At 73.7% G+C, this 22,654-nt stretch carries 20 protein-coding genes; 13 read left to right on the top strand and 7 right to left on the bottom strand.

Going from position 1 to position 22,654, the window contains the following annotated elements:
- The first annotated feature begins 23 nt into the window (after positions 1–23).
- The 8 genes from mftA (at position 24) to cydD (ending at position 8,393) form a co-directional block, all read left to right on the top strand.
- Positions 24–161, top strand: a complete 138-nt coding sequence (gene mftA / locus ABZ801_RS20755; protein ID WP_344940245.1) for a mycofactocin precursor MftA — start codon at positions 24–26, stop codon at positions 159–161.
- A gap of 10 nt (positions 162–171) precedes the next feature.
- The gene (gene mftB / locus ABZ801_RS20750; RefSeq protein ID WP_360699928.1) at positions 172–510 is read left to right on the top strand and encodes a mycofactocin biosynthesis chaperone MftB; all 339 of its coding nucleotides are present in this window, start codon (positions 172–174) and stop codon (positions 508–510) included.
- A gap of 22 nt (positions 511–532) precedes the next feature.
- Entirely contained in the window at positions 533–1,768 is a 1,236-nt protein-coding gene (gene mftC, locus ABZ801_RS20745; RefSeq protein WP_360699925.1) for a mycofactocin radical SAM maturase, read from the top strand.
- Positions 1,765–2,934 carry a pre-mycofactocin synthase MftD gene (gene mftD, locus ABZ801_RS20740; protein ID WP_360699922.1) on the top strand — a complete coding sequence of 390 codons (1,170 nt, stop codon included), beginning with the start codon at positions 1,765–1,767 and terminating at the stop codon, positions 2,932–2,934. The genes mftC and mftD overlap by 4 nt, the downstream gene beginning before the upstream one ends.
- 103 nt (positions 2,935–3,037) lie before the next feature.
- Positions 3,038–4,078 carry a hypothetical protein gene (locus ABZ801_RS20735; protein ID WP_360699919.1) on the top strand — a complete coding sequence of 347 codons (1,041 nt, stop codon included), beginning with the start codon at positions 3,038–3,040 and terminating at the stop codon, positions 4,076–4,078.
- Positions 4,079–4,132: 54 nt separating this feature from the next.
- Positions 4,133–5,521, top strand: coding sequence for a cytochrome ubiquinol oxidase subunit I (locus ABZ801_RS20730; RefSeq protein ID WP_360699916.1), 1,389 nt, complete (start codon positions 4,133–4,135; stop codon positions 5,519–5,521).
- Positions 5,522–5,577: 56 nt separating this feature from the next.
- Positions 5,578–6,669 carry a cytochrome d ubiquinol oxidase subunit II gene (gene cydB, locus ABZ801_RS20725; RefSeq protein ID WP_360699913.1) on the top strand — a complete coding sequence of 364 codons (1,092 nt, stop codon included), beginning with the start codon at positions 5,578–5,580 and terminating at the stop codon, positions 6,667–6,669.
- A complete protein-coding gene (gene cydD, locus ABZ801_RS20720; protein WP_360699910.1) occupies positions 6,666–8,393 on the top strand; it encodes a thiol reductant ABC exporter subunit CydD in 1,728 nt (575 codons plus the stop codon). The genes cydB and cydD overlap by 4 nt, the downstream gene beginning before the upstream one ends.
- On the opposite strand, the gene ABZ801_RS20715 is transcribed toward cydD, so the two are convergent.
- Positions 8,366–9,751, bottom strand: coding sequence for a hypothetical protein (locus ABZ801_RS20715; protein WP_360699907.1), 1,386 nt, complete (start codon positions 9,749–9,751; stop codon positions 8,366–8,368). The two genes, cydD and ABZ801_RS20715, sit on opposite strands and share 28 nt — an antisense overlap.
- 57 nt (positions 9,752–9,808) lie before the next feature.
- Complete coding sequence (gene fdhA / locus ABZ801_RS20710; RefSeq protein WP_360699904.1) at positions 9,809–11,032, bottom strand: formaldehyde dehydrogenase, glutathione-independent; 1,224 nt, start codon at positions 11,030–11,032, stop codon at positions 9,809–9,811.
- A gap of 337 nt (positions 11,033–11,369) precedes the next feature.
- Here fdhA and ABZ801_RS20705 point away from each other — a divergent pair, with 337 nt between their 5' ends.
- Positions 11,370–12,137 carry a DeoR/GlpR family DNA-binding transcription regulator gene (locus ABZ801_RS20705; RefSeq protein WP_360699901.1) on the top strand — a complete coding sequence of 256 codons (768 nt, stop codon included), beginning with the start codon at positions 11,370–11,372 and terminating at the stop codon, positions 12,135–12,137.
- A gap of 82 nt (positions 12,138–12,219) precedes the next feature.
- Here ABZ801_RS20705 and mptB read toward each other — a convergent pair whose 3' ends face one another.
- From mptB to ABZ801_RS20690, 3 genes are all read right to left on the bottom strand, one after another.
- Positions 12,220–13,725 (bottom strand): polyprenol phosphomannose-dependent alpha 1,6 mannosyltransferase MptB, encoded by a 1,506-nt coding sequence (gene mptB / locus ABZ801_RS20700; RefSeq protein ID WP_360699898.1) that lies wholly within the window; start codon positions 13,723–13,725, stop codon positions 12,220–12,222.
- A 306-nt stretch (positions 13,726–14,031) separates the two neighbouring features.
- On the bottom strand, positions 14,032–15,171 hold the full coding sequence (locus tag ABZ801_RS20695; protein WP_360699896.1) for an FAD-dependent monooxygenase: 1,140 nt from the start codon (positions 15,169–15,171) through the stop codon (positions 14,032–14,034).
- A gap of 3 nt (positions 15,172–15,174) precedes the next feature.
- Complete coding sequence (locus tag ABZ801_RS20690) at positions 15,175–15,474, bottom strand: DUF664 domain-containing protein (protein ID WP_360699893.1); 300 nt, start codon at positions 15,472–15,474, stop codon at positions 15,175–15,177.
- Between the two features lie 119 nt (positions 15,475–15,593).
- On the opposite strand from ABZ801_RS20690, the gene ABZ801_RS20685 reads away from it, so the two are divergent.
- Entirely contained in the window at positions 15,594–17,774 is a 2,181-nt protein-coding gene (locus ABZ801_RS20685) for a TerD family protein (protein WP_360699890.1), read from the top strand.
- Between the two features lie 158 nt (positions 17,775–17,932).
- Here the strand turns inward: ABZ801_RS20685 and ABZ801_RS20680 are convergent, their stop codons facing one another.
- On the bottom strand, positions 17,933–18,124 hold the full coding sequence (locus tag ABZ801_RS20680; RefSeq protein ID WP_344941054.1) for a ferredoxin: 192 nt from the start codon (positions 18,122–18,124) through the stop codon (positions 17,933–17,935).
- Positions 18,124–19,293, bottom strand: a complete 1,170-nt coding sequence (locus tag ABZ801_RS20675) for a cytochrome P450 (RefSeq protein WP_360699887.1) — start codon at positions 19,291–19,293, stop codon at positions 18,124–18,126. The genes ABZ801_RS20680 and ABZ801_RS20675 overlap by 1 nt, the downstream gene beginning before the upstream one ends.
- A 486-nt stretch (positions 19,294–19,779) precedes the next feature.
- Between ABZ801_RS20675 and ABZ801_RS20670 the strand changes: the two genes are divergently transcribed.
- The 3 genes from ABZ801_RS20670 to ABZ801_RS20660 all read left to right on the top strand — a co-directional run bounded on the left by ABZ801_RS20670 (position 19,780) and on the right by ABZ801_RS20660 (position 22,649).
- Positions 19,780–20,856 (top strand): cytochrome P450, encoded by a 1,077-nt coding sequence (locus ABZ801_RS20670; protein ID WP_360699884.1) that lies wholly within the window; start codon positions 19,780–19,782, stop codon positions 20,854–20,856.
- 72 nt (positions 20,857–20,928) lie between these two features.
- Positions 20,929–21,696, top strand: coding sequence for a class I SAM-dependent methyltransferase (locus tag ABZ801_RS20665; protein WP_344940179.1), 768 nt, complete (start codon positions 20,929–20,931; stop codon positions 21,694–21,696).
- On the top strand, positions 21,693–22,649 hold the full coding sequence (locus tag ABZ801_RS20660) for an aspartyl/asparaginyl beta-hydroxylase domain-containing protein (RefSeq protein WP_360699881.1): 957 nt from the start codon (positions 21,693–21,695) through the stop codon (positions 22,647–22,649). The genes ABZ801_RS20665 and ABZ801_RS20660 overlap by 4 nt, the downstream gene beginning before the upstream one ends.
- The last annotated feature ends 5 nt before the right edge of the window (positions 22,650–22,654 follow it).

The following is a 22,654-nucleotide window of genomic DNA, read 5'->3' as shown; positions in this document are numbered from 1 at the left end:
GCTCACACGTTGGGAGGCATTCCATGCAACGGGACATCCGCGACGCCGAGCGGGCACACGACGCCGACGCCGACGGCGCCGCCGTGGCCGACCTGGACGACCTGACCGAGGAACTGCTGGTCGAGGAGGTCTCCATCGACGGCATGTGCGGCGTCTACTGAGGGCCGGACGATGCCCTCCCCCACACCCTCCGCGGCACGGGCCACGCCCGCCGCTCCGGCCGGGGCCGGAGCGGCGGGCGGAGCGGACGCGACCTTCGACCCGGCCCGGCCGTACCGGCTGAGCCCGTCGGTCGCGCTGCGGCCCGAGCCGTTCGGAGCGCTCGCGTACCACTTCGGCAACCGGCGGCTCTCGTTCCTGAAGGCGCCCGAACTGGTGGAGCTGGTCCGGACGCTGGAGCGGTACCCCAGCGCCCGGGACGCCCTCGCGGGCGTCCCCGGCGCACGGCGCGGCGCCTTCCTGCGCGCGCTGGCCTCGCTGGCCGCGGCCGGCATGATCGTCCCCCGCTGAGGGGCCCGACGGGAGTGCGGTGATGACCACCCTTCACGACCCTTCGCACGCCGGGCGCGTCCCCGCCCTGGCCGAGCAGTTCACCGGCGGGCTGGCCGCGCCGATCTGCCTGACCTGGGAGTGGACGTACGCGTGCAACCTGTCCTGCGCGCACTGCCTGTCCTCGTCCGGGCGGCGCGACCCCCGCGAGCTGTCCACCGCCGAGATCGAGGCCGTCATCGACGAGCTGGAGCGGATGCGGGTCTTCTACGTCAACGTCGGCGGCGGGGAACCCACCGTCCGGCCCGACTTCTGGGACCTGTTGGACTACGCGATCGACCACCGCGTCGGCGTGAAGTTCTCCACCAACGGGGTGCGGCTCAGCCCCGAGCGGGCGCGGCGGCTGGCCGCCACCGACTACGTGGACGTGCAGGTCTCCCTCGACGGCGCCACCCGCGACGTCAACGACGCGGTGCGCGGACCCGGCGCGTACGACATGGCGGTGCGGGCCATGGAGAACCTGGCCGCCGCCGGGTTCTCCGGCTTCAAGATCTCGGTGGTGATGACCCGGCGGAACGTCGCCCAGCTCGACGCCTTCGCCGCCATCGCCGACCGGTACGGGGCGCAGCTGCGGATCACCCGGCTGCGGCCGTCCGGCCGCGGCGCCGACGTGTGGGACGAGCTGCATCCCACGGCCGCCCAGCAGCGCGAGATCTACGCCTGGCTGCTGGACCACGGCGACCGGGTGCTCACCGGGGACTCGTTCTTCCACCTCAACGCGCTGGGCCCGGCGCCGCTGCCGGGGCTGAACCTGTGCGGCGCGGGACGGGTGGTGTGCCTCATCGACCCGGTCGGCGACGTGTACGCCTGCCCGTTCGCCATCCACGACGCGTTCAGGGCGGGCAACGTCCGCTCGCCCGGCGGGTTCGAGCGGGTGTGGCGCGAGTCGTCGCTGTTCGCCGAGCTGCGGCGGCCGTCGTCCGGCGGGGCCTGCGCGCACTGCTCGGCCTACGACGCGTGCCGGGGCGGGTGCATGGCCGCGAAGTTCTTCACCGGCCTGCCGCTCGACGGCCCCGACCCCGAGTGCGTCAAGGGCCACGGCGAGGAGGCCCTGCGGGCGGTCGACCCGGCCGCGCTGCCGCGCCAGGGCAACGACCACTCGCGCCCCACCGTGGCCCTGGGCATGCCCGCCGTCCGGGCCGCCCGCCCGGACCGTTTCTGCGACGAGAGCCCGCTGGCCGGGATGGAGCCGGCGCACCCGATGGGAGAGCGGTCATGAGCGGCTGGTTCGAGACGGTCGCGCACGCGCAGCGCCTGGCCAGGAAGCGGCTGCCGCGATCGGTCTACGGCGCCCTGCTCGCCGGCTCGGAGAAGGGCGTGTCCTACGGCGACAACACCGCCGCGTTCGCCGAACTGGGGTTCGCGCCGCACGTGGCGGGCCTGCCGGAGAAGCGCGACCAGACCACGACGGTCATGGGCGAGCGGATCTCGCTGCCCGTGATCATCTCGCCGACCGGGGTGCAGGCCGTGCACCCCGGCGGGGAGGTGGCGGTGGCGCGGGCGGCGGCGGCCCGCGGCACCGCCATGGGGCTCAGCTCGTTCGCGAGCAAGCCGCTGGAGGAGGTCGTGGCGGCCAACCCGCGCACGTTCTTCCAGATGTACTGGACGGGCGGCAGGGACGCGATGCGGCGCCGCGTCGACCGCGCCCGCGAGGCCGGGGTCAAGGGGCTGATCGTCACCCTCGACTGGTCCTTCTCCCACGGCCGGGACTGGGGGAGCCCCCGCGTCCCCGAGCGGCTGACGGTGAGGGAGATGGCGCGTTTCGCGCCCGAGGCCCTGGCCCGCCCGCGCTGGCTGGCCGGCTACCTGCGGTCCCGGACCCTGCCCGACCTGACCACGCCCAACATGGCCGAGCCCGGACAGGCCGCCCCCACGTTCTTCGGCGCGTACGGCGAGTGGATGCAGACCCCGCCGCCGTCCTGGGAGGACGTGCGGTGGCTGCGCGAGCAGTGGGACGGCCCGTTCATGCTCAAGGGCGTGTGCCGGGTCGACGACGCCCTGCGCGCGGTCGACGCGGGAGTCACCGCGATCTCGGTGTCCAACCACGGCGGCAACAACCTCGACTCGACCCCGGCGCCGATCCGCGTGCTGCCGTCCATCGCCGACGCGGTCGGCGACAGGGTCGACGTGCTGCTGGACGGCGGTGTGCGGCGCGGCGGCGACGTGGTCAAGGCGCTGGCGCTCGGCGCCAGGGCGGTGATGGTGGGCCGCGCCTCCCTGTGGGGCCTGGCGGCGAACGGGCAGGCCGGGGTGGAGAACGTGCTGGACATCCTGCGCGGCGGCATCGACGCGGCGCTGCTCGGCCTCGGGCGCTCGTCGGTCCGCGAGCTGACCCGGGACGACGTGGTGATCCCCCCGGGCTTCACCCGGGCCCTCGGCGTGTGAACCGGCCGGAGGGCCGCCGCAGAATGGACCTTGGTCCCTGTCGAGGGTGACCGTCCCGGTGGTGCGCTGAAAGTCCGTACAGGACTGCACCAGGAGCACCATCATGACCCCTACGCGGCCGTCCGGCACCACCGTGCCTCCGGACCAACTGGCCCTTGACGTGCGGCAGGCGATCGAGGCGGCCGTGTGGGCGCCGTCGGTGCACAACACCCAGCCGTGGACGTTCGCCCTGCACGGCAGCCGCGTCAGCCTGCGCGCCGACCCGGACCGGCGGCTGGCCGCGGCCGACCCCGACGGCCGCGAGATGCTGATCAGCTGCGGGGCGGCGCTGTTCACCCTGCGGATCGCGCTGCGGGGGCTCGGATACGCCCCCAAGATCCGGCTGCTGCCCGATCCCGACCGGCCGCACCTGCTCGCGGACGTGCTTCCCGGCGAACCGTCCGCCGACCGCGAGGAGCCCGACCACTTGGTGGCGCACGTGCGCCACCGGCACACCCACCGCGGCGGGTTCCGCCCGACCCAGGTGCGCGCCGCGCTGCTGTCGACGCTGCGCTGGGACGCCGAGGCGGAGGGGGCGCGCCTCATCCAGGCCGTGGAGCCGCACACCAAGGGCGCCCTCGCGGCGCTGACGCAGGTCGCCGAGCACGTGCAGCGGCTCGACCCCGCGTGCGCCGCCGAGGCGGCCCGCTGGGCGCCCGCCCCCGGCAACACCCGGCAGGAGGGCGTCCACCACGAGGCGTATCCGCGTCAGGAGCCGCACACCGAGCCGTACTTCCCCGGCCGCGACTTCGCGCGCGGCTTCGGCTGGGGCGTGCCGCCCGAGGCGGCGTGCCCGGAGGAGGAGGGGGCCCGGCAGCCGGTGACCGGGGTGGTCCTGATGATCGTCACGGCCGGGGACGCACCGGCCGACTGGCTGCGGGCGGGGCAGGCGCTGCAGCGCGTCCTGCTGCGCGCCGCCGGAGACGGGCTGGCGGCCGCCTTCCACACGCAGGCGCTGGAGGTGCCGGAGCTGCGGGCGTTCATCCGGTCCCGCTTCTGCCACGGGCTGCATCCGCAGATCCTGATGCGGCTCGGCGAGCCCGTCGGCCCGGAACTGGTCACCGTGCGCCGTTCCGTCACCGCCGTCATCGTCGACGAGCCCTGAGCCGGCGCCCGACCCCGTCCCCCGCGGCGCACCCCCCGACCCCGAGGAAGACATGTGAACACCTTGGACCTGTCCCGATGGCAGTTCGGGATCACCACCGTCTACCACTTCGTCTTCGTCCCGCTGACCATCGGCCTGTCGGTCCTGGTGGCGGGCATGCAGACCGCCTGGCACCGGACGAGGAACCCCCTCTACCTGCGCATGACCAGGTTCTTCGGGAAGCTGTTCCTGATCAACTTCGCCATGGGCGTGGTCACCGGGATCGTGCAGGAGTTCCAGTTCGGCATGAACTGGTCGGACTACTCGCGGTTCGTCGGCGACGTGTTCGGCGCGCCGCTGGCCATGGAGGGACTGCTGGCGTTCTTCCTGGAGTCCACGTTCCTGGGCCTGTGGATCTTCGGCTGGGACCGGCTGCCGGCCCGGCTGCACCTGGCCACCATCTGGCTGGCCTCGATCGGCACCATGTTGTCGGCGTACTTCATCCTGGCCGCCAACTCCTGGATGCAGCACCCGGTCGGTCACCGGATCGACCCCGAGACCGGGCGGGCCGAGCTGACCAGCATCTGGCGGGTGCTCACCAACTCCACCGCGCTGGTGACCTTCCCCCACGTGATCTTCGCGGCGGTCCTCACCGGCGGCCTGTTCGTCGCGGGGGTGGGCGCCTGGCACCTGGCGCGGGGACGCGACGTGCCGCTGTTCCGCCGGGCGACCCGCGCGGGCCTGGTGTTCTCCCTGGTCGCGGCGATCGGCGTGACCGTGTCGGGCGACCTGCAGGCGCGCGTGATGACCGAGCAGCAGCCGATGAAGATGGCCGCCGCCGAGGCGCTGTACGAGACGTCCGCGCCCGCCTCGTTCTCCCTGTTCACCATCGGCTCGCTGGACGGCGGCGAGGAGCTGTGGAGCCTGCGCGTGCCGCACGTGCTGTCGTTCATGGCCACCGGCGCGCCGGACGGCGCCGTCGAGGGCGTCAACGACGTGCAGCAGGCGTACGAGCAGCGCTACGGGCCCGGCAGCTACACGCCCGTCATCCCCGTCACCTACTGGACGTTCCGCCTGATGATCGGGTTCGGGTTCCTGGCCGGGCTGCTGGCCGTGGCCGGGCTGTGGCTGACCCGGGGCGGACGGGTGCCGCGCGGGCCGTGGTTCCACCGCGCGGCGCTGGCGGGGATCGCGCTGCCGTTCCTGGCCAACACCATGGGGTGGATCTTCACGGAGATGGGCCGCCAGCCGTGGGTGGTGATGGGCCTGATGCGCACCCGCGACGGCGTCTCGCCCGACGTCGCCACCGGCGAGGTGATCACCTCCCTCACGGTGTTCACGGTGCTGTACGCGGTGCTGGCGGTGGTGGCCGGGGCGCTGATGGCCCGCCACGCCCGGAAGGGACCGCCGCCGCAGGACCAGACGCCCGCCGCCGACGAGCCCCTGCCCGCCTTCTCCTACTGAGCCCGTAGCAAGGCTCGTACCAAGGCTCGTACCGAGCCGCATTCCCGGAGACGCTCATGGAACTGACCACCGTCTGGTTCACGCTGATCGCCGTGCTGTGGACCGGCTACTTCGTCCTGGAGGGGTTCGACTTCGGCGTCGGCGTGCTGCTGCCGGTGCTGGCGCCGCGCCACGGCGCGGCCGACGGCGGCGCGCACGCCGAGACCGACCGCCGCGTCATGATCAACAGCATCGGGCCGGTGTGGGACGGCAACGAGGTGTGGCTCCTGGTCGCCGGCGGCGCCACCTTCGCCGCCTTCCCCGAGTGGTACGCCACCCTGTTCAGCGGCTTCTACCTGCCGCTGCTGCTGATCCTGGTCGCGCTGATCGTGCGGGGCGTGGCGTTCGAGTACCGCGGCAAGGGCCCGGCGTCCGGCCCCGAGGGCGCGCGCTGGCGGCGCAACTGGGACCGCGCCGTCTTCTGGGGCTCGCTCGTCCCGGCGTTCCTGTGGGGCGTGGCCTTCGCCAACATCGTCCGCGGCGTCCCGATCGACGCCGACCACCACTTCACCGGGACCCTGTTCACCCTGCTCAACCCGTACGCGCTGCTCGGCGGGCTCACCACACTGGCGGTGTTCACCCTGCACGGCGCGGTGTTCCTGGCCCTCAAGACCGACGGCGAGGTGCGGTGGCGCGCTCGGGCGCTGCTGACCCGGCTGGCCGTGCCGGTCGCGGTGCTCGCCGCGGCGTTCCTGGCCGTCACCCAGATCGGCCACGGCAGGCCGCTGACCTGGGTCACCGCCGCCGTCGCCGCGGCCGCGCTGCTCGGCGGCATCGCGGCCGGGCTGCGCGGCCGGGAGGGCTGGGCGTTCACCGGCACCGCCGTGGCGATCGCGGCGACGGTCGCGACGCTGTTCGGCGACCTGTGGCCGAACGTCATGCCGTCCAGCACCGACGACGCGTTCAGCCTCACCGTGCACAACGCCGCCTCCTCCCCGTACACGCTCACGGTCATGACCTGGGTCGCGGTGATCTTCACGCCGGTGGTCCTGGCCTACCAGGCGTGGACGTACTGGGTGTTCCGGCGCCGCCTCACCCGGCAGGCCGTCGCCCCCGCCGAGCCCGCCCCCGGCGCCGAGGCGGCACCCGGAGCAGGGGCGGCACGGTGAGACCGCTCGACCCGCGACTGCTGCACCACGCCCGCGCCGCCCGTGCCTTCCTCGCGGGCACGGTGGCGCTGGGCCTGGTCACGACGGGGCTGGTCCTGGCCCAGGCCGTGCTGCTCGCCCGCATCCTGGCCGGGGCGTTCGACGGGCAGGGCGTCGCGGACCTCACCCCCGCGTTCCTGCTCCTGCTGGCCGTGGCGGCCGGACGCGCCCTGGCCGCCTACGGCGGGGAGGCGATGGCCCTGCGCGCGGCCGGCGCGGTCAAGTCGCAGTTGCGGCTGCGGCTGGTGGGCCACGTCCTGCGCTGCGCCCCGGACGCGTCACGGCAGCCCGGTGAGCTGGCGACGCTCGCCACCCGCGGGCTGGACGCGCTGGACCCCTACTTCGCGCGATATCTGCCGCAGCTCGTCCTGGCCTGCCTGACGCCGGTCGCCGTGCTCGCCGTGGTGGGCGGCGCCGACCCGCTGTCCGCCGGCGTCATCGCGGCCACCCTGCCGCTGATCCCGGTGTTCATGATCCTGGTCGGCCTGCACACCCGGGCCCGCACCGAGCGGCAGTGGTCGCTGCTGGAAAAGCTGGGCGGCCACTTCCTCGACGTGGTGGAGGGGCTGCCGACGCTCAAGGTGTTCGGCCGCGCCAGGGCCCAGGCGGCGGTGATCCGCGAGGTGACCGGCGCGCACCGGCGGGCCACCATGCGCACGCTGCGGGTGGCGTTCCTGTCGGCGCTGGTGCTGGAGCTGCTGTCCACGCTGGCGGTGGCGCTGGTCGCGGTCGAGATCGGGCTGCGCCTGCTGGGCGGCGGCATGCCGTACGAGACGGCGCTGCTGGTCCTGCTGCTGGCCCCCGAGGCGTACCTGCCGCTGCGCAACGTGGGCGCCCAGTTCCACGCCAGCATGGAGGGCGTCACCGCCGCCGGGCGCGTCTTCGAGGTCCTGGACGGCGGCGTGCCGGAGGACGGCACTGCCGCCGCCGCTGGCGCCGCCGGCGGACGCGTGCGCCTGGACGGGGTGACGGTGCGCCATCCCGGACGGGATCTTCCGGCGCTGTCCGACGTGTCCCTGGAGGTGGCGCCGGGGGAGCGGCTCGTGGTCGTCGGGCCGAGCGGAGCGGGAAAGAGCACCCTGCTCGCCCTGCTGCTGCGCTTCGTCCACCCCACCGAGGGACGCACCGGCTTCGAGGACGTACCGGCCGAGCGGTGGCGCGAGCGCATCGCGTGGGTGCCGCAGGACCCCTACCTGTTCGCCGGAAGCGTGGCCGACAACATCCGGCTCGGCGACCCCGGGGCGTCCGGCCACGCCGTACGGCGCGCCGCCCGCCTCGCCGGGGCGGACGAGTTCGTCCGGGCCCTTCCCCAGGGGTACGACACCCCGGTCGGCGTGCACGGCGCCCGCCTGTCCGGCGGCGAACGGCAGCGGCTGGCCCTCGCCCGCGCCCTGCTGGCCGACCCGGCGCTGCTCGTGCTCGACGAGCCGACCGCGCACCTGGACCCGGCGGCCCGCGCGGCCCTGACGGCCGACCTCCTACGCGTCACCCGCGGCCGGACCACCCTGCTGATCACCCACGACCTGACCGGCCTGGACGCCGTGGACGAGATCGCCGTCCTCGACCGCGGGAGGATCGTGCAGCGCGGCACGCACCGCGACCTGGTGCGCCGCGACGGCCTCTACCGCCGCATGTGGACCCGGAGCGACGCGGAAGGTCAGGCCTCCCCGCCGCCGTCCTCGTGATCGGCGTCGACCTGCCCGGCGGGCTCGTCGTCGTCCTGGAGGGGACGCCGCGTGGCCTGGTGGACGCGCACCGCCAGGACCGCCCGCGCGAACCGCGCCGCCGTCTCGCCGTCCAGGACGTCCGGCACGTCGTCGAGCCCGATCAGGCCGCCGGGCAGGGCGAGCACCGCGCCGGACTCGCCGGGCCCGCCGACCCGGACCCCGCGGTCGTCGCCGAGGTCCTCGACCGACGGCAGGTCCAGCGCCGAGCGCAGGGTGTCCTGCAGGGCGCGCAGGGCGGCGGCGTCCCGGTCGGCGCGATCGACGGCGGCGTCCACGCGCCGCTCGGCGCGGTCGGCACGGGCCAGCGCGTCGTCGGCGCGGGCGATGGCGTCGTCGGCGAGCTGCTCGGCGCGGTCGGCGCGGGCGGCCTGCTCGTCGGCGCGGGCGGTGGCGGCGTCGAGCTCGATGGTCAGCCGCTGGTTCTCGCTCTGCGCGGCGGCCAGCTCGGCCCGCAGATCCCGCTCGGTCTTGGCGGCGGCCTCGAGCCGGGCGAAGGCGTCGTCGGCCTCGGCGCGCGCGTCCTCCAGCTCGGCGCGCGCCATGGCCAGCGCGCTCTGCTCGGTGGCCAGCCGCGCCATCAGGTCGTCGCGTTCGCTCTCCACCTGGACGCGGGCCTGGCGTTCGGTGTTCCACGCCGCCTCGGCGCGTTTGCGCAGGCCTTCGGCGTGGGCGGCCTCGTTCGCGGCGGCGGCCCGGGCCTGCTGCGCGGCGCCGGCCTCCTTCCACGCGTTGGCCTCGCTGTTCTGGGCGGCCACGACGCTCGCCTTCGCGGCCGCCATGCCCGCGCGCAGCTCCTCGATCGCGTCGGCGGCCTCCTGCCGGGCCGCCTCGGCGCGGGCCTCGGCCAGCTCGGTGCGGTTGTCGGCCTCGGCGACCGCCACCCGGGCGCTGCGCGCCTCGGCCAGCGCCTCCTCGGCCCTGCCGATGACACCGCGGACCTCGTCGTCCAGCCGCTCGCCCAGCACGGCGGCGGTCTCGGCGAGCTCGGCCACCAGGACCGCCAGCCGGTCGACGTCCTCGGCCAGCGCCCGGACCGGCGCGGATTCGTCGGCGTCGCCGCGGGCCGCCTCCCGGGCGTAGGCGACGCGATGCGCGTCGCCGCAGAACCGGGCGTCGCGCCCCGCCCGGGCCGGGACCGGCCCTCCGCAGTACGCGCAGCGCCGGCGATCGTGCTCCTCGGGGATCACGCCTGCCGTGACCGCCTCCGGCGACAGGTCGTCCTCGTCGACCAGTCCCTCGGCCGGCGGCCGGATGGGCGCCGTCGGTTCCACGTCGCTGGGGAGATGCCCATCCCGGCCGTCTTGATCTCCGTTCACGGGGAGCATCCTAGTAAGACCCGCGGCGCCCGTGTCCGCCTCGGCCGCAGGCCGCCGTCAGCTCGCCTCGGCGAGCATTCCGTGCGGGTCGAGGACGTACTTGCGCGCGGCGCCCTGGTCGAACTCCTCGTAGCCCTCGGGCGCCCGGTCCAGCGGTATCACCGTGGCGTTGACGTTCTCGGCGATCGACACGCGGTCGTGCAGGATCGCCATCATCAGCTGACGGTGGTAGCGCATCACCGGGCACTGGCCGGTGGCGAAGGACAGCGACTTGGCCCAGCCCAGCCCCAGCCGGATGGACAGCGACCCGACCTTGGCGGCCTCGTCGGGAGCCCCCGGGTCACCGGTGACGTAGAGGCCGGGGATCCCCACGGCGCCGCCGGCTCGGACGATGTCCATGAGGGTGTTCAGCACGGCCGCCGGGTGCTCGGTGCGCGCCTCGGCGCCGTGCCCGCGCGCCTCGAAACCGACCGCGTCGACACCGCAGTCGACCTCCGGCGTCCCGAGGATCTGCTCGATCTGGTCCTTCGGGTCGCCCCGCGCGACGTCCACCGTCTCGCAGCCGAAGCTGCGCGCCTGGGCGAGCCGGTCCTCGTTCAGGTCGCCGACGATGACCGCGGCGGCCCCCAGCAGGAGGGCGGACGTGGCCGCGGCCAGCCCGACCGGACCGGCGCCGGCGACGTAGACCGTCGAACCGGTGGTGACGCCGGCGGTGACGCAGCCGTGGTAGCCCGTCGGGAAGATGTCCGCCAGCATCGCCAGGTCGAGGATCTTGTCCATGGCCTGGTCCCGGTCGGGGAACTTCAGCAGGTTCCAGTCCGCGTAGGGGACCAGCACGTACTCGGCCTGGCCGCCGACCCACCCGCCCATGTCGACGTACCCGTACGCCGACCCGGGCTGGTCGGGGTTGACGTTGAGGCAGATCCCCGTCTTGCCCTCCTTGCAGTTGCGGCACCTGCCGCAGGAGATGTTGAAGGGCACCGAGCACAGGTCTCCGACCTTGACGTACTCGACGTCGGGCCCGGTCTCGACGACCTCGCCGGTGATCTCGTGGCCGAGCACCAGCCCCGCCGGCGCGGTGGTGCGGCCGCGCACCATGTGCTGGTCGCTGCCGCAGATGTTGGTGGCGACGCACTTGACGATCGCCGCGTGCGGCGTCTTGCGGCCCACGTTGGCCGGATTGACGCCGGGCCCGTCCTTCAGTTCGAACGTCGGGTACTCGGTGGTGTGCACTTCCACCTGACCCGGCTTGACGTACACGACGCCCTTGTTGCCTGACATGGCCGTACCCCGATTCTCCTGACCGCCGACGGCTCCCGGCACCGCGACCGTGGTGCCCGGCGGCCCTCACGCCGTCGCCACGACCCCTACCCCCTGTGCGCCCACCAACCGCTGCCCCCGGCCCGGCCTCGCCCCCGGCGGTGGTGCGTGCTGTCGGCGTGACCTGCGGGTTCGTGATCGCGGTCCGGGCGGAGCAGGGGCGGGCGGCGTCTAGGTTCGGGGTGGTCACAGCACGGTAATCTTGCGGTTCCGGGAGCCGGCCTCTTGACGGATACTCCCACGTTATCCACACTTTTCCTCATGTTCGGTCAGTTCCCCACAGACCCGGTCAGTCGCGATGCTCGCGGCTGAGCGTCATCGGCGGATCTGCGCCGCGCTGCGGGACAAGCGCGTGGTGCGGACCGAGGAGTTCGCCAGGATGCTGGGCGTCTCGGCGGAGACGGTCCGCCGCGACCTGGTCGTGCTGGAACGTCGCGGGTCGCTGGTGCGGGTGCACGGCGGCGCGACCAGCACCGCCGGCGGGTTCGGCGAGGAGGCGTCCTTCGCGGAACGGTCCACGACGGACCGCGAGGCCAAGGTGGCCATCGGGCGCGCCGCCGCCGAGCTGGTACGGCCGGGGCAGACCGTGATCATCGACGTGGGCACCACGGCGGTGGAGGTGGCCCGGGCGCTGCCGCAGAACCACCGCGGCATCGTCGCGACCTGCTCGCTGCTGGCGGCCGCGGAGCTGGCCGGCCGGCCGGGCGTCGAGGTCCTGGTGTCGGGCGGCCGGCTGCGCGCCGGCGACCTGGCCTGCTCGGGCGCGCACGCCACCGGGTTCTTCGCCGACCTGAACGCGGACGTGGCGTTCCTCGGCTCCGGCGGGGTGGACGCCACCGCGGGACTGACCGACTTCCATCTCGACGAGGTGGCCGGCCGCCGAGTGATGATCGCGAACACCGTGCGCTCGTACGTGCTCGCCGACGCGCGCAAACTCGGCCGCGTCGCGCCGCACCGGGTGTGCGGGCTGGACGAGATCGACGGACTGATCACCGACGAGACACCGCCCCCGACGCTGCGCGCCGCCATCGAGGACGCCGGCGGCGCCGTCGTGGTGGCCGGGTGACGCCGCCGCCGTCGCGCTCCGCCGGTGAACCGCCGCCTCCCCGCCTTACGCCGGTGGGACGCCGGGGCTACCACCGGCGTGTTCACGCCTCCGCGGGGCTGTGACGCGGGGCAGGGCCGGGGGTGCGCGGCCTGGCGGTGAACAGGCACAGGAGCACCAGGGCGGCGGAGAAGAGCAGGACGGCGACGCGCGCCGCCTCGTACTGGGAGGTGGCGGTGCCGATGCCCGGCAGAAGAACGACGCTGAGCACGGCGCCGCGCACCACCACGGCCTCGTCGAAACGCGTGCGCGGCAGCAGGGCGAGCAAGGGCAGGAAGGCCGCGTCGTACCAGGGGTACTGAACGGGCGACATCACCACACAGGCGAGGGCGAACGCGACCAGCGGACGCACGTCCAGCGGCCGGTCCTGCCCGGCGGCCGGTGAGGTGTCGCGGTGCAGCCGCCACCAGAGCACGGCGGCGGTCACGAGGGTGCTCAGCAGGATCGTCGCGCTGTAGACGGTGGAGCGTTCCCTCAGGATCTCGGGGATCGGAAGGAACAGGTCGTTGTCGTGGGCCATCCGCTGGGTCAGCGACGCGATCGCCGTGCGCCCGGCGACGAGGTAGCCGATCGCGACGGTGGCGGCGGCGCCGAGCGCGCCGGTCACCGATGTCCGGGGCCGCCGCAGACACGCCAGCGCCAGCCCGAGGACCGGGAACAGGAACGTCACCTTGGCGGCCACCGCGGCTCCGGCCAGGGCGCCCGCGGCCAGACCGTGGACGGTGACGGCCGCGCCGGTGTGCGCCCGCCTGGCGAGCAGGTAGACGGCGCCGGTCAGCAGCGCCACCGCCAGCACGTCGACATGGCCGCTGGCGACCATCCAGAACAGCGCCAGCGGATTGGCCGTCCACAGCACCGCCGCCCGGACGCGGGCGGCGGGCTCGGGGCCGCTGAGCCGGTCGATCATCACCGCGGTCGCCAGGAACGCCACGAGGTGGGTGACCTTCAGCCAGAAGACGATCCAGGCCATGGACGCGCCGCCGAGATGGGCCGCCAGGGCGTGTGCGGCGGTGGCGACAGGCCCGTACACCGTCGGCTGCTTCGCCCATGCCCGGGGACGCAGCAGCCCCACCGGGTCACCGGTGTGGTGGAGCTCGTTCGGCGTCATCACATAGGGGTCGAGCCCGAGGTCGGTGATGCGGCCGTAGACGGCGTAGTTGAGGATGTCGATGGAACCGGCCGGCGGCAGCAGGGTGAACAGGACCGCCGTGAGCGCTCCCGCCAGCAGCAGCACCCGGGGCCGGACGCCGCTCCATCCCCGCCTCAGCGCCCACAGGACCAGCACGATCCCGAGCCCGGCGCAGACGGCGGCGCCGCGGCTCACCAGGGTGACCGTGCTCCGGGAGAGCTCGGCCGCCCAGTAGAGGAACGGGCCGCCGGGACCCCAGCGGGCCACCAGCCCGGACGGCCCCGCCGCCATGCCGGCCGCGAACACCGCCACGCTGACCCCGAGAAGGCCGAGCCCCAGCAGCGCCGTGACCCGGCCGCGGCGCCCGCCCGCTGCCTGCGTCGTGCCGCGGACACCGGGCGGCCCAGTCAAGATCGACACCTGCGGAACTGTAGGAGATCCTCGGTGCTGTCGTGGGGAGTTCATGAAGATGTAAGACCTCGGTCGGCGACCAATGGCCCGGCCAAGCGGCACGCGCGGAACCGGGCACATCGGCGGGGGAGAGCAGTGGATCGTATGCGGAACACATACTCTACGACCTAGTTCACTCACTATTTGTCGCCAACCTGACACGTACTGTAATTCTCTCGGGGAATGCCGAAAATGGCCGGCGTCCTTTTCGCGTAATGGCCGTCGCCGCGTACCCGCCGCCGACCCGTGCGTTCCCCTGACCTGCGGGCGCCGGTGTCAGGGTCTCCAGCCGAGGACGGGCGCCATGGTGCGCACGGTCGCCGCGCCGGGCGCGAGCCGGGCGACCAGGTTCCGCGCCGTCGCGGCCGGTGGCCACGCCGCGAGGCTCAGCGCCCCCATGCGCGCGGAGCGGCGCGCCACGCGCTGGGTGCGGGGCCTGCGCCGCCGGTCGTAGCGGACCAGCGCGGACCCGATGTCCGGGGTTTGGTCGAGGCAGGCGGCCAGGACGACGGCGTCCTCCAGGGCCTGGCAGGCGCCCTGCCCCAGGTTCGGCGTCATCGCGTGGGCAGCGTCGCCGAGCAGGGCGATCCGGCCCTTGACGTAGCCGGGCAGCGGCGGCAGGTCGTAGACGTCATGCCGCAGCACCCCGTCCACCGGAACGGCGGCGAGCAGCCGCGGGATGGGGTCGGGCCATTGCGCGAACCGCCGCCGCAGCTCCGCGGCCTCCCCGTCCGGGGCGGCCCCGCCCGGCGGCACCGACGCGCTGGCGAAGCAGTAGGTTCTGCCGCCCGTCATCGAGGTGAAGCCGAACAGTTCGCCGCGTCCCCACGTCACGGCACCGTCGGCGATCGGCTCGGGCAGCGGTGCCGCGATCATCCGCCAGGCGGTGAACCCCGCGTACCGGGGCGCCCCGGCCGCCGGCCATCGCAGGCGGCGCACGGTGCTGTGCAGGCCGTCGGCGCCGATCACCAGATCGGCCCGCAGGTCACCGGCCTGGTGCTCGACCACCACCGCGTCACCGTCGTCGCGTACCCCGGTCACCGCGGTGGACGGACGCAACACCTCCCGCGGCAACGCGTCCGCCAGGACACGGACCAGGTCGGCGCGGTGCGCCATCAGCACGGGAAACCCGAACCGGCGCTCGATCTCGGCGTTGTCGACCCGCGACAGCCAACGCCCCGAGCGCCCGCGCACACCCCCGGCGTTCTCGACCGCCCCGATCTCCCGGACGCGGCCCGCCAGTTCGAGCGTCTCGAGGGCCCGCAGCGCGTTGGGCCACAGAGTGAGCCCGGCGCCGATCTCGGTGAACTCCGCCGCGCGCTCACAGACCTCCACGTGCCAGCCGCGGCGGCACAGGGCCACCGCCGCGGCCAACCCGCCGATCCCGCCCCCGACGACCACCGCTCTCCGCGCCATCTCTCACCTCGCCAGAGCCGGCGCCACCACACTCTCCACCGGAACGCCATACGGACGGCTTCTATTCTGCGGCGGCGCCGTCGATGCGTTCACGCAACCGCCATTGGGCAACGGCTGCCAGTATCTGGCCGGTTGTTCGTCATTGATGACGACCTGGAACCGTACCCGCTCCACCTCTGCCATGTGCCGCACCAGCCCGAGCAGAGACAGGACAGAGGCGGGAACCGCCTTGCGCTTGAGCTGTCCGGCGGTCAGCCCGGATCCTTGCATGGCCAGTGTCTGGCGCGGGCGGCGGTACGGCATAAAGGACCGCTGCCTTTCCGTGGGGCGTGTACCGCAGAGGGAATTCCTCGATAATTCGCGTATCGCCGTCTCGGTGAACGGAAGTGCGGTGCCTTGGCCGGCCTGGCAGCATGGCCGTCGTGAACAGCAGCCTGACGAAACTGGTCGTCCAGCACACGTGCCGCGTTCCTCTGCCCGAGGGGCCGGCCGGGTCGGGGGCCGTGGCGGCACGCCAGTTCGACGCGGTGCTGATGACGGTGGGCTTCAAGCTGTCGTCCGAACTGCTGGCACATCTGTCGGGCCTGTCGGAGGGGACCGTCATCGACACGGCGGTGCGGGTGCTGCCGGCCGTGCGCGCCATGGTCGGCGGGCACGTCCAGCACAACGCCTACTTCCGCGACTTCCCCCGCGACGTCCCCGACACTCTCGACTTCTGGCTGCGATGCCTCCGGCAGGCACTGGCCGATCCCGGGGCGTCCCCGGGCACGGCCGCCACGGTGGCCGACGAGGCGGGACACGGTGTGCTGAACCTGCTCGCCCTGCCCGCCTACGGCCGCTACCAGCACACCTACGAGGAGATGCTGGCCGCGCACGACGAGCTGATCGCCAAGGCCGCGGACAGGGTGACGGTCCTGCACCTGGGGCGCGGCCTCGCCGAGGAGGTCCAGGACCTGTACCTGCGGCTGGCCGGGAGCGTCACCCCGCTCGGCGACGACGACCTGCGGGCGCTGCGGCGGCTGGCCGGGCAGTGCGCGACGGGCCCGCAACCGGAGACCATCCCGATCCGGGAGAACCGGGCCGTCGTCAACCAGGCGCGTCTGGCGGCCGGGGCCGATTCGCTGCTGGACACCGTCACCGACGTGCTGCGCCTGGCCTGCGCCCTGTCCGGCGGCGACGTGACCTTGCAGGAACCGACCCGGTTCGCGTCCCTGTCACGGTCGGTACGGCGAAGCCTGCTCGCCGGCCTCGACGACGTCGTACGCGCCGACCCCGGCAAGCTGGGCGACGCGGCCGCCCGCCGGGAGCAGTGGAAGCGCCTCGGGGAGCGGCTGCATCCGCACGAGTACCCGCGATGGCCGCACGCGGCCCAGGTGTTCGCCGTGGCGCGAGGGGAGCGGACGGCGCCTTCCTTCGCGGCCCGTGTCGAGGCCCGGCTCGCCGCCGGCGACGTGCCGGGTGCGGCGACCCTGCTGAAGGGTGCGCCGGGCCTGCTCTTCCGGTCACTGGACCGGCTCCTGCGCACCGCGTCCACGCCGGCCGAACGAGACGCCGTCCTGGAGATCGCCGAGACGGTGGCCGGGCGAGTGTCGGGCCGTGTCGTGCTGTCCGTCCGGGAGCATCTGCTCAACCGTGCCGCCGGGGGAGGCACCCGGGTCTTCGCCAACCGCCTGGGCCGCGGCATCACCGCGCCCGACACCCGCCCGCCGCTGGACGAGCAGACGGTGGAGCGGCTGGCGGCGTTCCTGGACGCCGAGATCCAACGCCGCCTGCCCCCGATCGGGCGTCTGCTCGTCGCCCCCGACGTGCTGGACGTCGCGCTGCCGCTCAGCGGGAAGGCCACGGCGGACGGTCTCGGGGTGCTGCCGCGGGGTTCGGTGACCCGGGTCGACGGCGAACTGCTGCGGTTCTTCGTCCACTGGAGGCAGCGCGACCACGACACCGACTTCGACCTGTCGGCCCTGATGCTCGACGGCGACTACCGCAACCCCACCTGGCTGTCGTACACGTCCCTCACGCAGGTGGGAGGCGAGCACTCCGGCGACGTCGTCGTGGCGCCGGACGGCGCGACGGAGTTCATCAACCTGCGCCTGGACCGGGTACCGGCCCGGTTCGTCATCCCGCAGGTCAACATCTACTCCGGCGAGGGCTTCGACCAGGTCGCCGAGTCGTTCTTCGGGTTCATGCTGCGCGACGCCGACCAGGCCGGGCGGCCGTTCGAACCCCGCACCGTGCGGATGAAGTCAGAGCTGCGCGGCCCCGGCCGCGTCGCGCTGCCGCTGGTGTTCATGCGCGGGGACGACGGCCGCTGGCGCGCCAAGTGGCTGCACCTGCACCTGAAGGGCCGTCCGGCGTTCAACCGGGTCGAGGGCAACCGCCTGTCGACGACGAGGCTGGTCCGCGCCACCGTGGAACGCCGGTACCTCACCGTCCGGCACCTGATCGGCCTGCTGGCGGAACGCGCCGGATCGGTGACGACCTGGGACGGCAGGACGATCCCCGGCGGGCCGGTCACCTTCATCGGCCTGGAACGCCCCGAGGGCCTGCACGAGGCGTCGCGGGTGTTCACCCCCGACCGGCTGAGGGACCTGATCCCCGCCTGACCGGCTGCTACCGTAACGGCGGGGCGAGGCCATGAGGGGGCTTCCTTCTCACGCTTCGAACGCAACCAGCCCTCTCGCTCTCCTCGCCCCACCGTGATGCGTGCGCGACGGTGGCCCGGCCGGCCGGATGCCCGTCCGCCCAGGTCACCGGCGCCGCGTCAGGTCTCCCCGGTCACCGTGATGGCGCGCACCGGGCACAGGGCGGCGGCCTCTCGTACGGCCGGGTCGCCGGTGTGGCCGGGTTCCACCACGACGACGAGGCCCTCGTCGTCGGAGTCGAAGACGTGCGGGGCGGACAGCAGGCACTGGCCGGAGCCGATGCACCGGTCGCGGTCGGCGGATATCGACATCACCAGGTCACCGGGAGGCGGTAGAGGCCGAAGGTGCGGTTCTCGTACTTGAACGGGAGTTCGTCCGGACCGACGGCGAGGCGGATGGAGGGGATGCGTTCGAACAGCGTGCGCAGGCCGATCTCCAGTTCCGCCCGGGCCAGGTGCTGCCCCAGGCACTGGTGGAAGCCGTATCCGAACGCCAGATGGTGCCGGGTGCCGCGGTGCACGTCGAACTCGTCGGGACGCTCGTAGACGAGTTCGTCGCGGTTGGCGGACGCGCCGAGGACGAAGATGCCCTCGCCCGCGCGGATCACCTGGCCGCCGAGCTCCACGTCCTCGGTGGCGACCCGGTCGAAGGCGGCCCAGTCCACGACCGAGTGGAAGCGCAGCAGTTCCTCCACGGCGCCGGGCCACAGCCCGGGGTCGGCGGTGAGGTCGGCGAGCTGCGCGGGATGGCTCAGCAGCGTGAACACGCCGAGCGGGAGCATGTTGGCGGTGGTCTGGTGGCCCGCCACCAGCAGCAGGAACGCGATGCCGACCAGTTCGTCGCGGGACAGCTCACCGGTCGCCAGCCGCGTGGTGGCCAGGCGGCTGACGATGTCGTCGCCGGGGTGCCGTGCCGCGCGGTCGACCAGCGTGCCGAGGTAGGTGATCAGCTCGGTGCGGGCGGCGGCCGTCTCCTGTTCGGCGCCCTCGCCGGACGCCTCGGCGATCCTGCGGGTGCAGCGGTGGAAGTAGTCGTGGTCCTCGTACGGCACTCCCAGGATCTGGCAGATCATCAGGGAGGCCAGCGGCAGCCCGAACGCGGTGACCAGGTCGGCCCCGTCGCCGCGGAGCATGTCGTCGACCAGCCGGTCGACCACCCGCTGGATCCGCGGCCGCATCTCCCGGACGCGCTTGACGCTGAAGTCGGGGATCACCATCCGGCGGTAGCGGCCGTGCTCGGGCGGGTCCATGTCGAGGAACTGGCCGGCCTGCTCGTCGGCCGAGCCCGCGAAACCGGCGAGCGGATGCCCGGGCGTGCTCGGGTCGGTGCTGAACCGCGGGTCGGTGAGCAGCCGCCGCGCCTCCGCCTGGCGTGTCACCACCCACACCGGGCCGTCCAGGAAGGACACCCGCGCCAGCGGCCCCGCCGCGCGCAACCGCTCGTATTCGGGCGGCGGGGAAAAGGGACAGCGTCGCGGCATCGGAAAAGTGGGCAGCGGAGAAGAATCGTCGTTCAATGCGCGGCTCCACGGAGAAGATGTGCCGAGATAACTGCCAGAAGGGCCCCCGCGCCACTGTAACCCCGATCTCGGGGGGTGTCCACGGCGACGGGGCGTGACGCGGTGCGCGCATTCTGTGTCCGGCAAAGCGGGGATGCGGCCTTGGCAGATCTCGACAATTGACCGTGGGTGCGGGCGGATTTACTCTTGACCAGATCAAATGATCTTGTCAAATGCGAGAGGAGCCTGGTCATGAAGTACATTTGGTGATGACAGCGGCCGGCCTGGGTGGTCACCGGATCATCCAGGCCGGGCATTCTCCTCGTCATTCCGGCCGGTGCCGGATTTCGGTGCCGGATCATCCTCTGGTGGTCGCCGATGCCGAGCAAGCCGCTATTCGATCCGCGCTCACCTGATTTTCTCGAAGATCCTTATTCGGTGTACGCGGTGCTCAGGGAACATGACCCGGTGCATTGGTTCGCGCCATTGCGGGCGTGGGTGGTGACCCGGTACGAGGATTGCCGGTTCGTGCTGCGCGACACCGGCCTGTTCGCCGCCGACCCGTCCCGGGTGCGGCCGGACGAGCCGGCCCCGCCCGGCGTCCAGGGCATGGACCCGCCGGAGAGCCAGGCGTTCCGCGGCGCGATCGGCCAGGCCCTGCGCGGGGTCGAGGAGGCGGGGGCCGAGCCCGCGCTCACCGACCGCGCCGCCGAGCTGCTCGTCGCGCGCGGCTCCGATGCGTTCGACGCGATCGAGGACTTCGTCCGTCCGCTCGTCCTGCGGGCCGTGCACCTGGTGCTGGGCGTGCCCGAGCCCGACCGGGCGACCTTCGTGCCCCACCTGGTCGAGGTGGAACGGCTCATGGACGCCGGGCTGCGGCCGGAGGTGGTGGCGGACACGGCGCCGTCCAGGGAGTACATCGGGCGGCTCGTCGCCGGCTGGTGCGCCGCGCCCGCCGAGGGGTCGCCGCTGGAGTTCTTCAAACGGTGGTGCGGCGAGGCGGGCGTGTCCGAGGCCGCCTTCCAGAGCACCGTGCGCTTCATGGCCCTGTCGACCTGCGGGTCGGTCGCCGCCGCGGTGGGCAACGCGCTGCTGGCGCTGCTGCGCGGCCGCGACGGGCTCGCCGTGCTGGCGCCGCTCGACCGCGCCGGCCTCGACCGCGCGGCCGACGAACTGCTCAGGTTCGACGGCCCGGTGCAGGCCGTCACGCGGATCTGCGTGGCGGACCTGACCCTCGGCGGCCGGCGGGTGTCCAGGGGGGAGGAGGTCATCGCCCTCGTCGCCGCGGCCAACCGGGACCCCGAGGTGTTCGAACGGCCGGACGAGATCCGGCTCGACCGCACCCCCAACCCGCATCTCGCGCTCGGCCGGGGCGCGCACGTCTGCCTCGGCGCCGCCCTGACGCGGCTGGTGTTCCGGGCGGCGTTCACGGCCCTGGTCGCCGTCCGCCCGAAGCTGACGCTGGCCGGCGAACCCGAGCGCGTCCCGGTGGCGACGCTGCGCTCGCTCGTCCGGCTTCCCGTGGCGGACGGGCCCCGGGCATGACCGCCACGGCCTCCCGTCCCGCCCCCTCCCTTCTCGCCGACCGCGCCGATCCGACCTCCGATGGGAGCATCGATGTCCGCTGAGCCGTACGCGTTCTCCGCCGGCTACTACGAGCTGCTGCGCACCGCCGCCGGGCCCGACGGGTGGCCGCCGGTGGGCTTCTTCACCGACCTGGTCCCCGAGGGCGGCAGCGTGCTGGAGCTGGGCCCGGGCACGGGCCGGATCACCCTGGCCGTCGCGGAGCGGGCGGCGAGCGTCTACTGCCTGGAACGGTCCGCGACGATGCGGGCCGTGCTGCTGTCCAAGCTCGCGCAGCGGCCGCACCTGCTGGACCGGGTGACCGTCCTGGACGGCGCGGCCCCGGACTTCAAGCTGAACCGGCGCTTCGACCTGGTCTGCTTCGGCGGCGTGCTGGAGCACATCCCCACCGACGCCCGGCTGCGCCTGTTCACCACGATCCGCGAGCATCTGGTGGACGGCGGCCTGCTCGCCATGGACATGGTCCTGGACGAGCCGGTGCCCGAATGGGACGAGCACGTGCGGGGCGAGGTGCGTGCGGGCGACTGCCGGTACGAGCTGTCGACCGCCGTCCGCAAGCTCGGCCCCGACCTCGGGCGGCTCCGCTACGTCTACCGCACCTACCTCGGCGACGAGCTGCTCTCCACCGAGACGGTGGAGCGCGACCACAACCTGCACCGCAGGGAGCCCGTGCTGAAGGACCTGGAGGCGGCCGGGTTCGAGGCGGTGGGCGGCTCGGTGCTCCACGCGCCGACCTACCGTCCCGAAGAGGACGACAACCCCGGCACGCTGGTGGCACGCGCCGTCGCGGGGCGGCCGTGACCGGCACGATGACGGCGGCGCCGGCCGTGACGGCGCTGGACCTGCGCTTCGACGTGGAGCCGCTGGCGGCGGAGGTCCGCCGGCTGCGCGAGCGCGCCTGGAAGGCGCAGCGGCCCTACGGCCAGGACGGGCTGATGTCCACGACGGCCGCGGACTGGACGATCCTGTCCCTGCGCAGCCCCGGGGGCGACCCGGCACGCACCGATCCGGGCGGCGCCGGGCTGGCGCAGTTCGCCGACACCCCGCACCTGGCGGCCTGCCCCGCGCTCGGCGCGGTGATGGCGGCCGTGCCGGCGCCGCTGCGGTCGGTGCGGCTGATGGCGCTGGGACCGGGCGCCGAATCCCCCGAGCACCGCGACTCCAAGATCGGCCTGCCCTACGGGACGCTCCGCCTGCACGTGCCGATCACCACCAGCCCCGGCGCGGTCGTCGTCATCGAGGGGGTGGAGTACCACTGGGAGCCGGGACGGCTCTGGTACGGCGACTTCAGCCGCCCCCACCTGGTGCGCAACTCCGGCGACGAGGCCAGGATCCACCTCGTCCTGGACATGCTGGTCACGCCGGAGCTGCTGGGCCTGTTCCCGGACGACGTCCGCGACCGCCTGCCGATCGGCGACGTGCTGTTCGCCCGTCCGCCCGTGCCGCTGCCGGAGCGGGAGCTCGGCGGGCTGCGCCGGAGCTTCATGCTGCCCGCCGCGTTCCGCGAATGGTCGGAGGACGAGGTCTCGTCCGGCGCGGACCTGCCCGCGCGGATCGTGGCCGTGGACGGCGAACCGGTGCTGGAGGTCGCCGGCGAGCCGGCCTTCGGGCTCGTCCACCTGGGCGCGGGCGAGTTCCGGCTGCGGGGCTGGAGCGAGGAGCGCACGCTGCACATCGCCTCCGACGGACGCGTCCGCATGTGGGTACGGGCCGGACGGCGGCTCACCTGCTGGGAACGCCCCTCCGAACCCTGACCCCG

This window comes from Actinomadura sp. NPDC047616 (assembly GCF_040642915.1).
Classification (GTDB): domain Bacteria; phylum Actinomycetota; class Actinomycetes; order Streptosporangiales; family Streptosporangiaceae; genus Spirillospora; species Spirillospora miaoliensis.
This window is presented reverse-complemented; position numbering and strand designations above follow the sequence as displayed.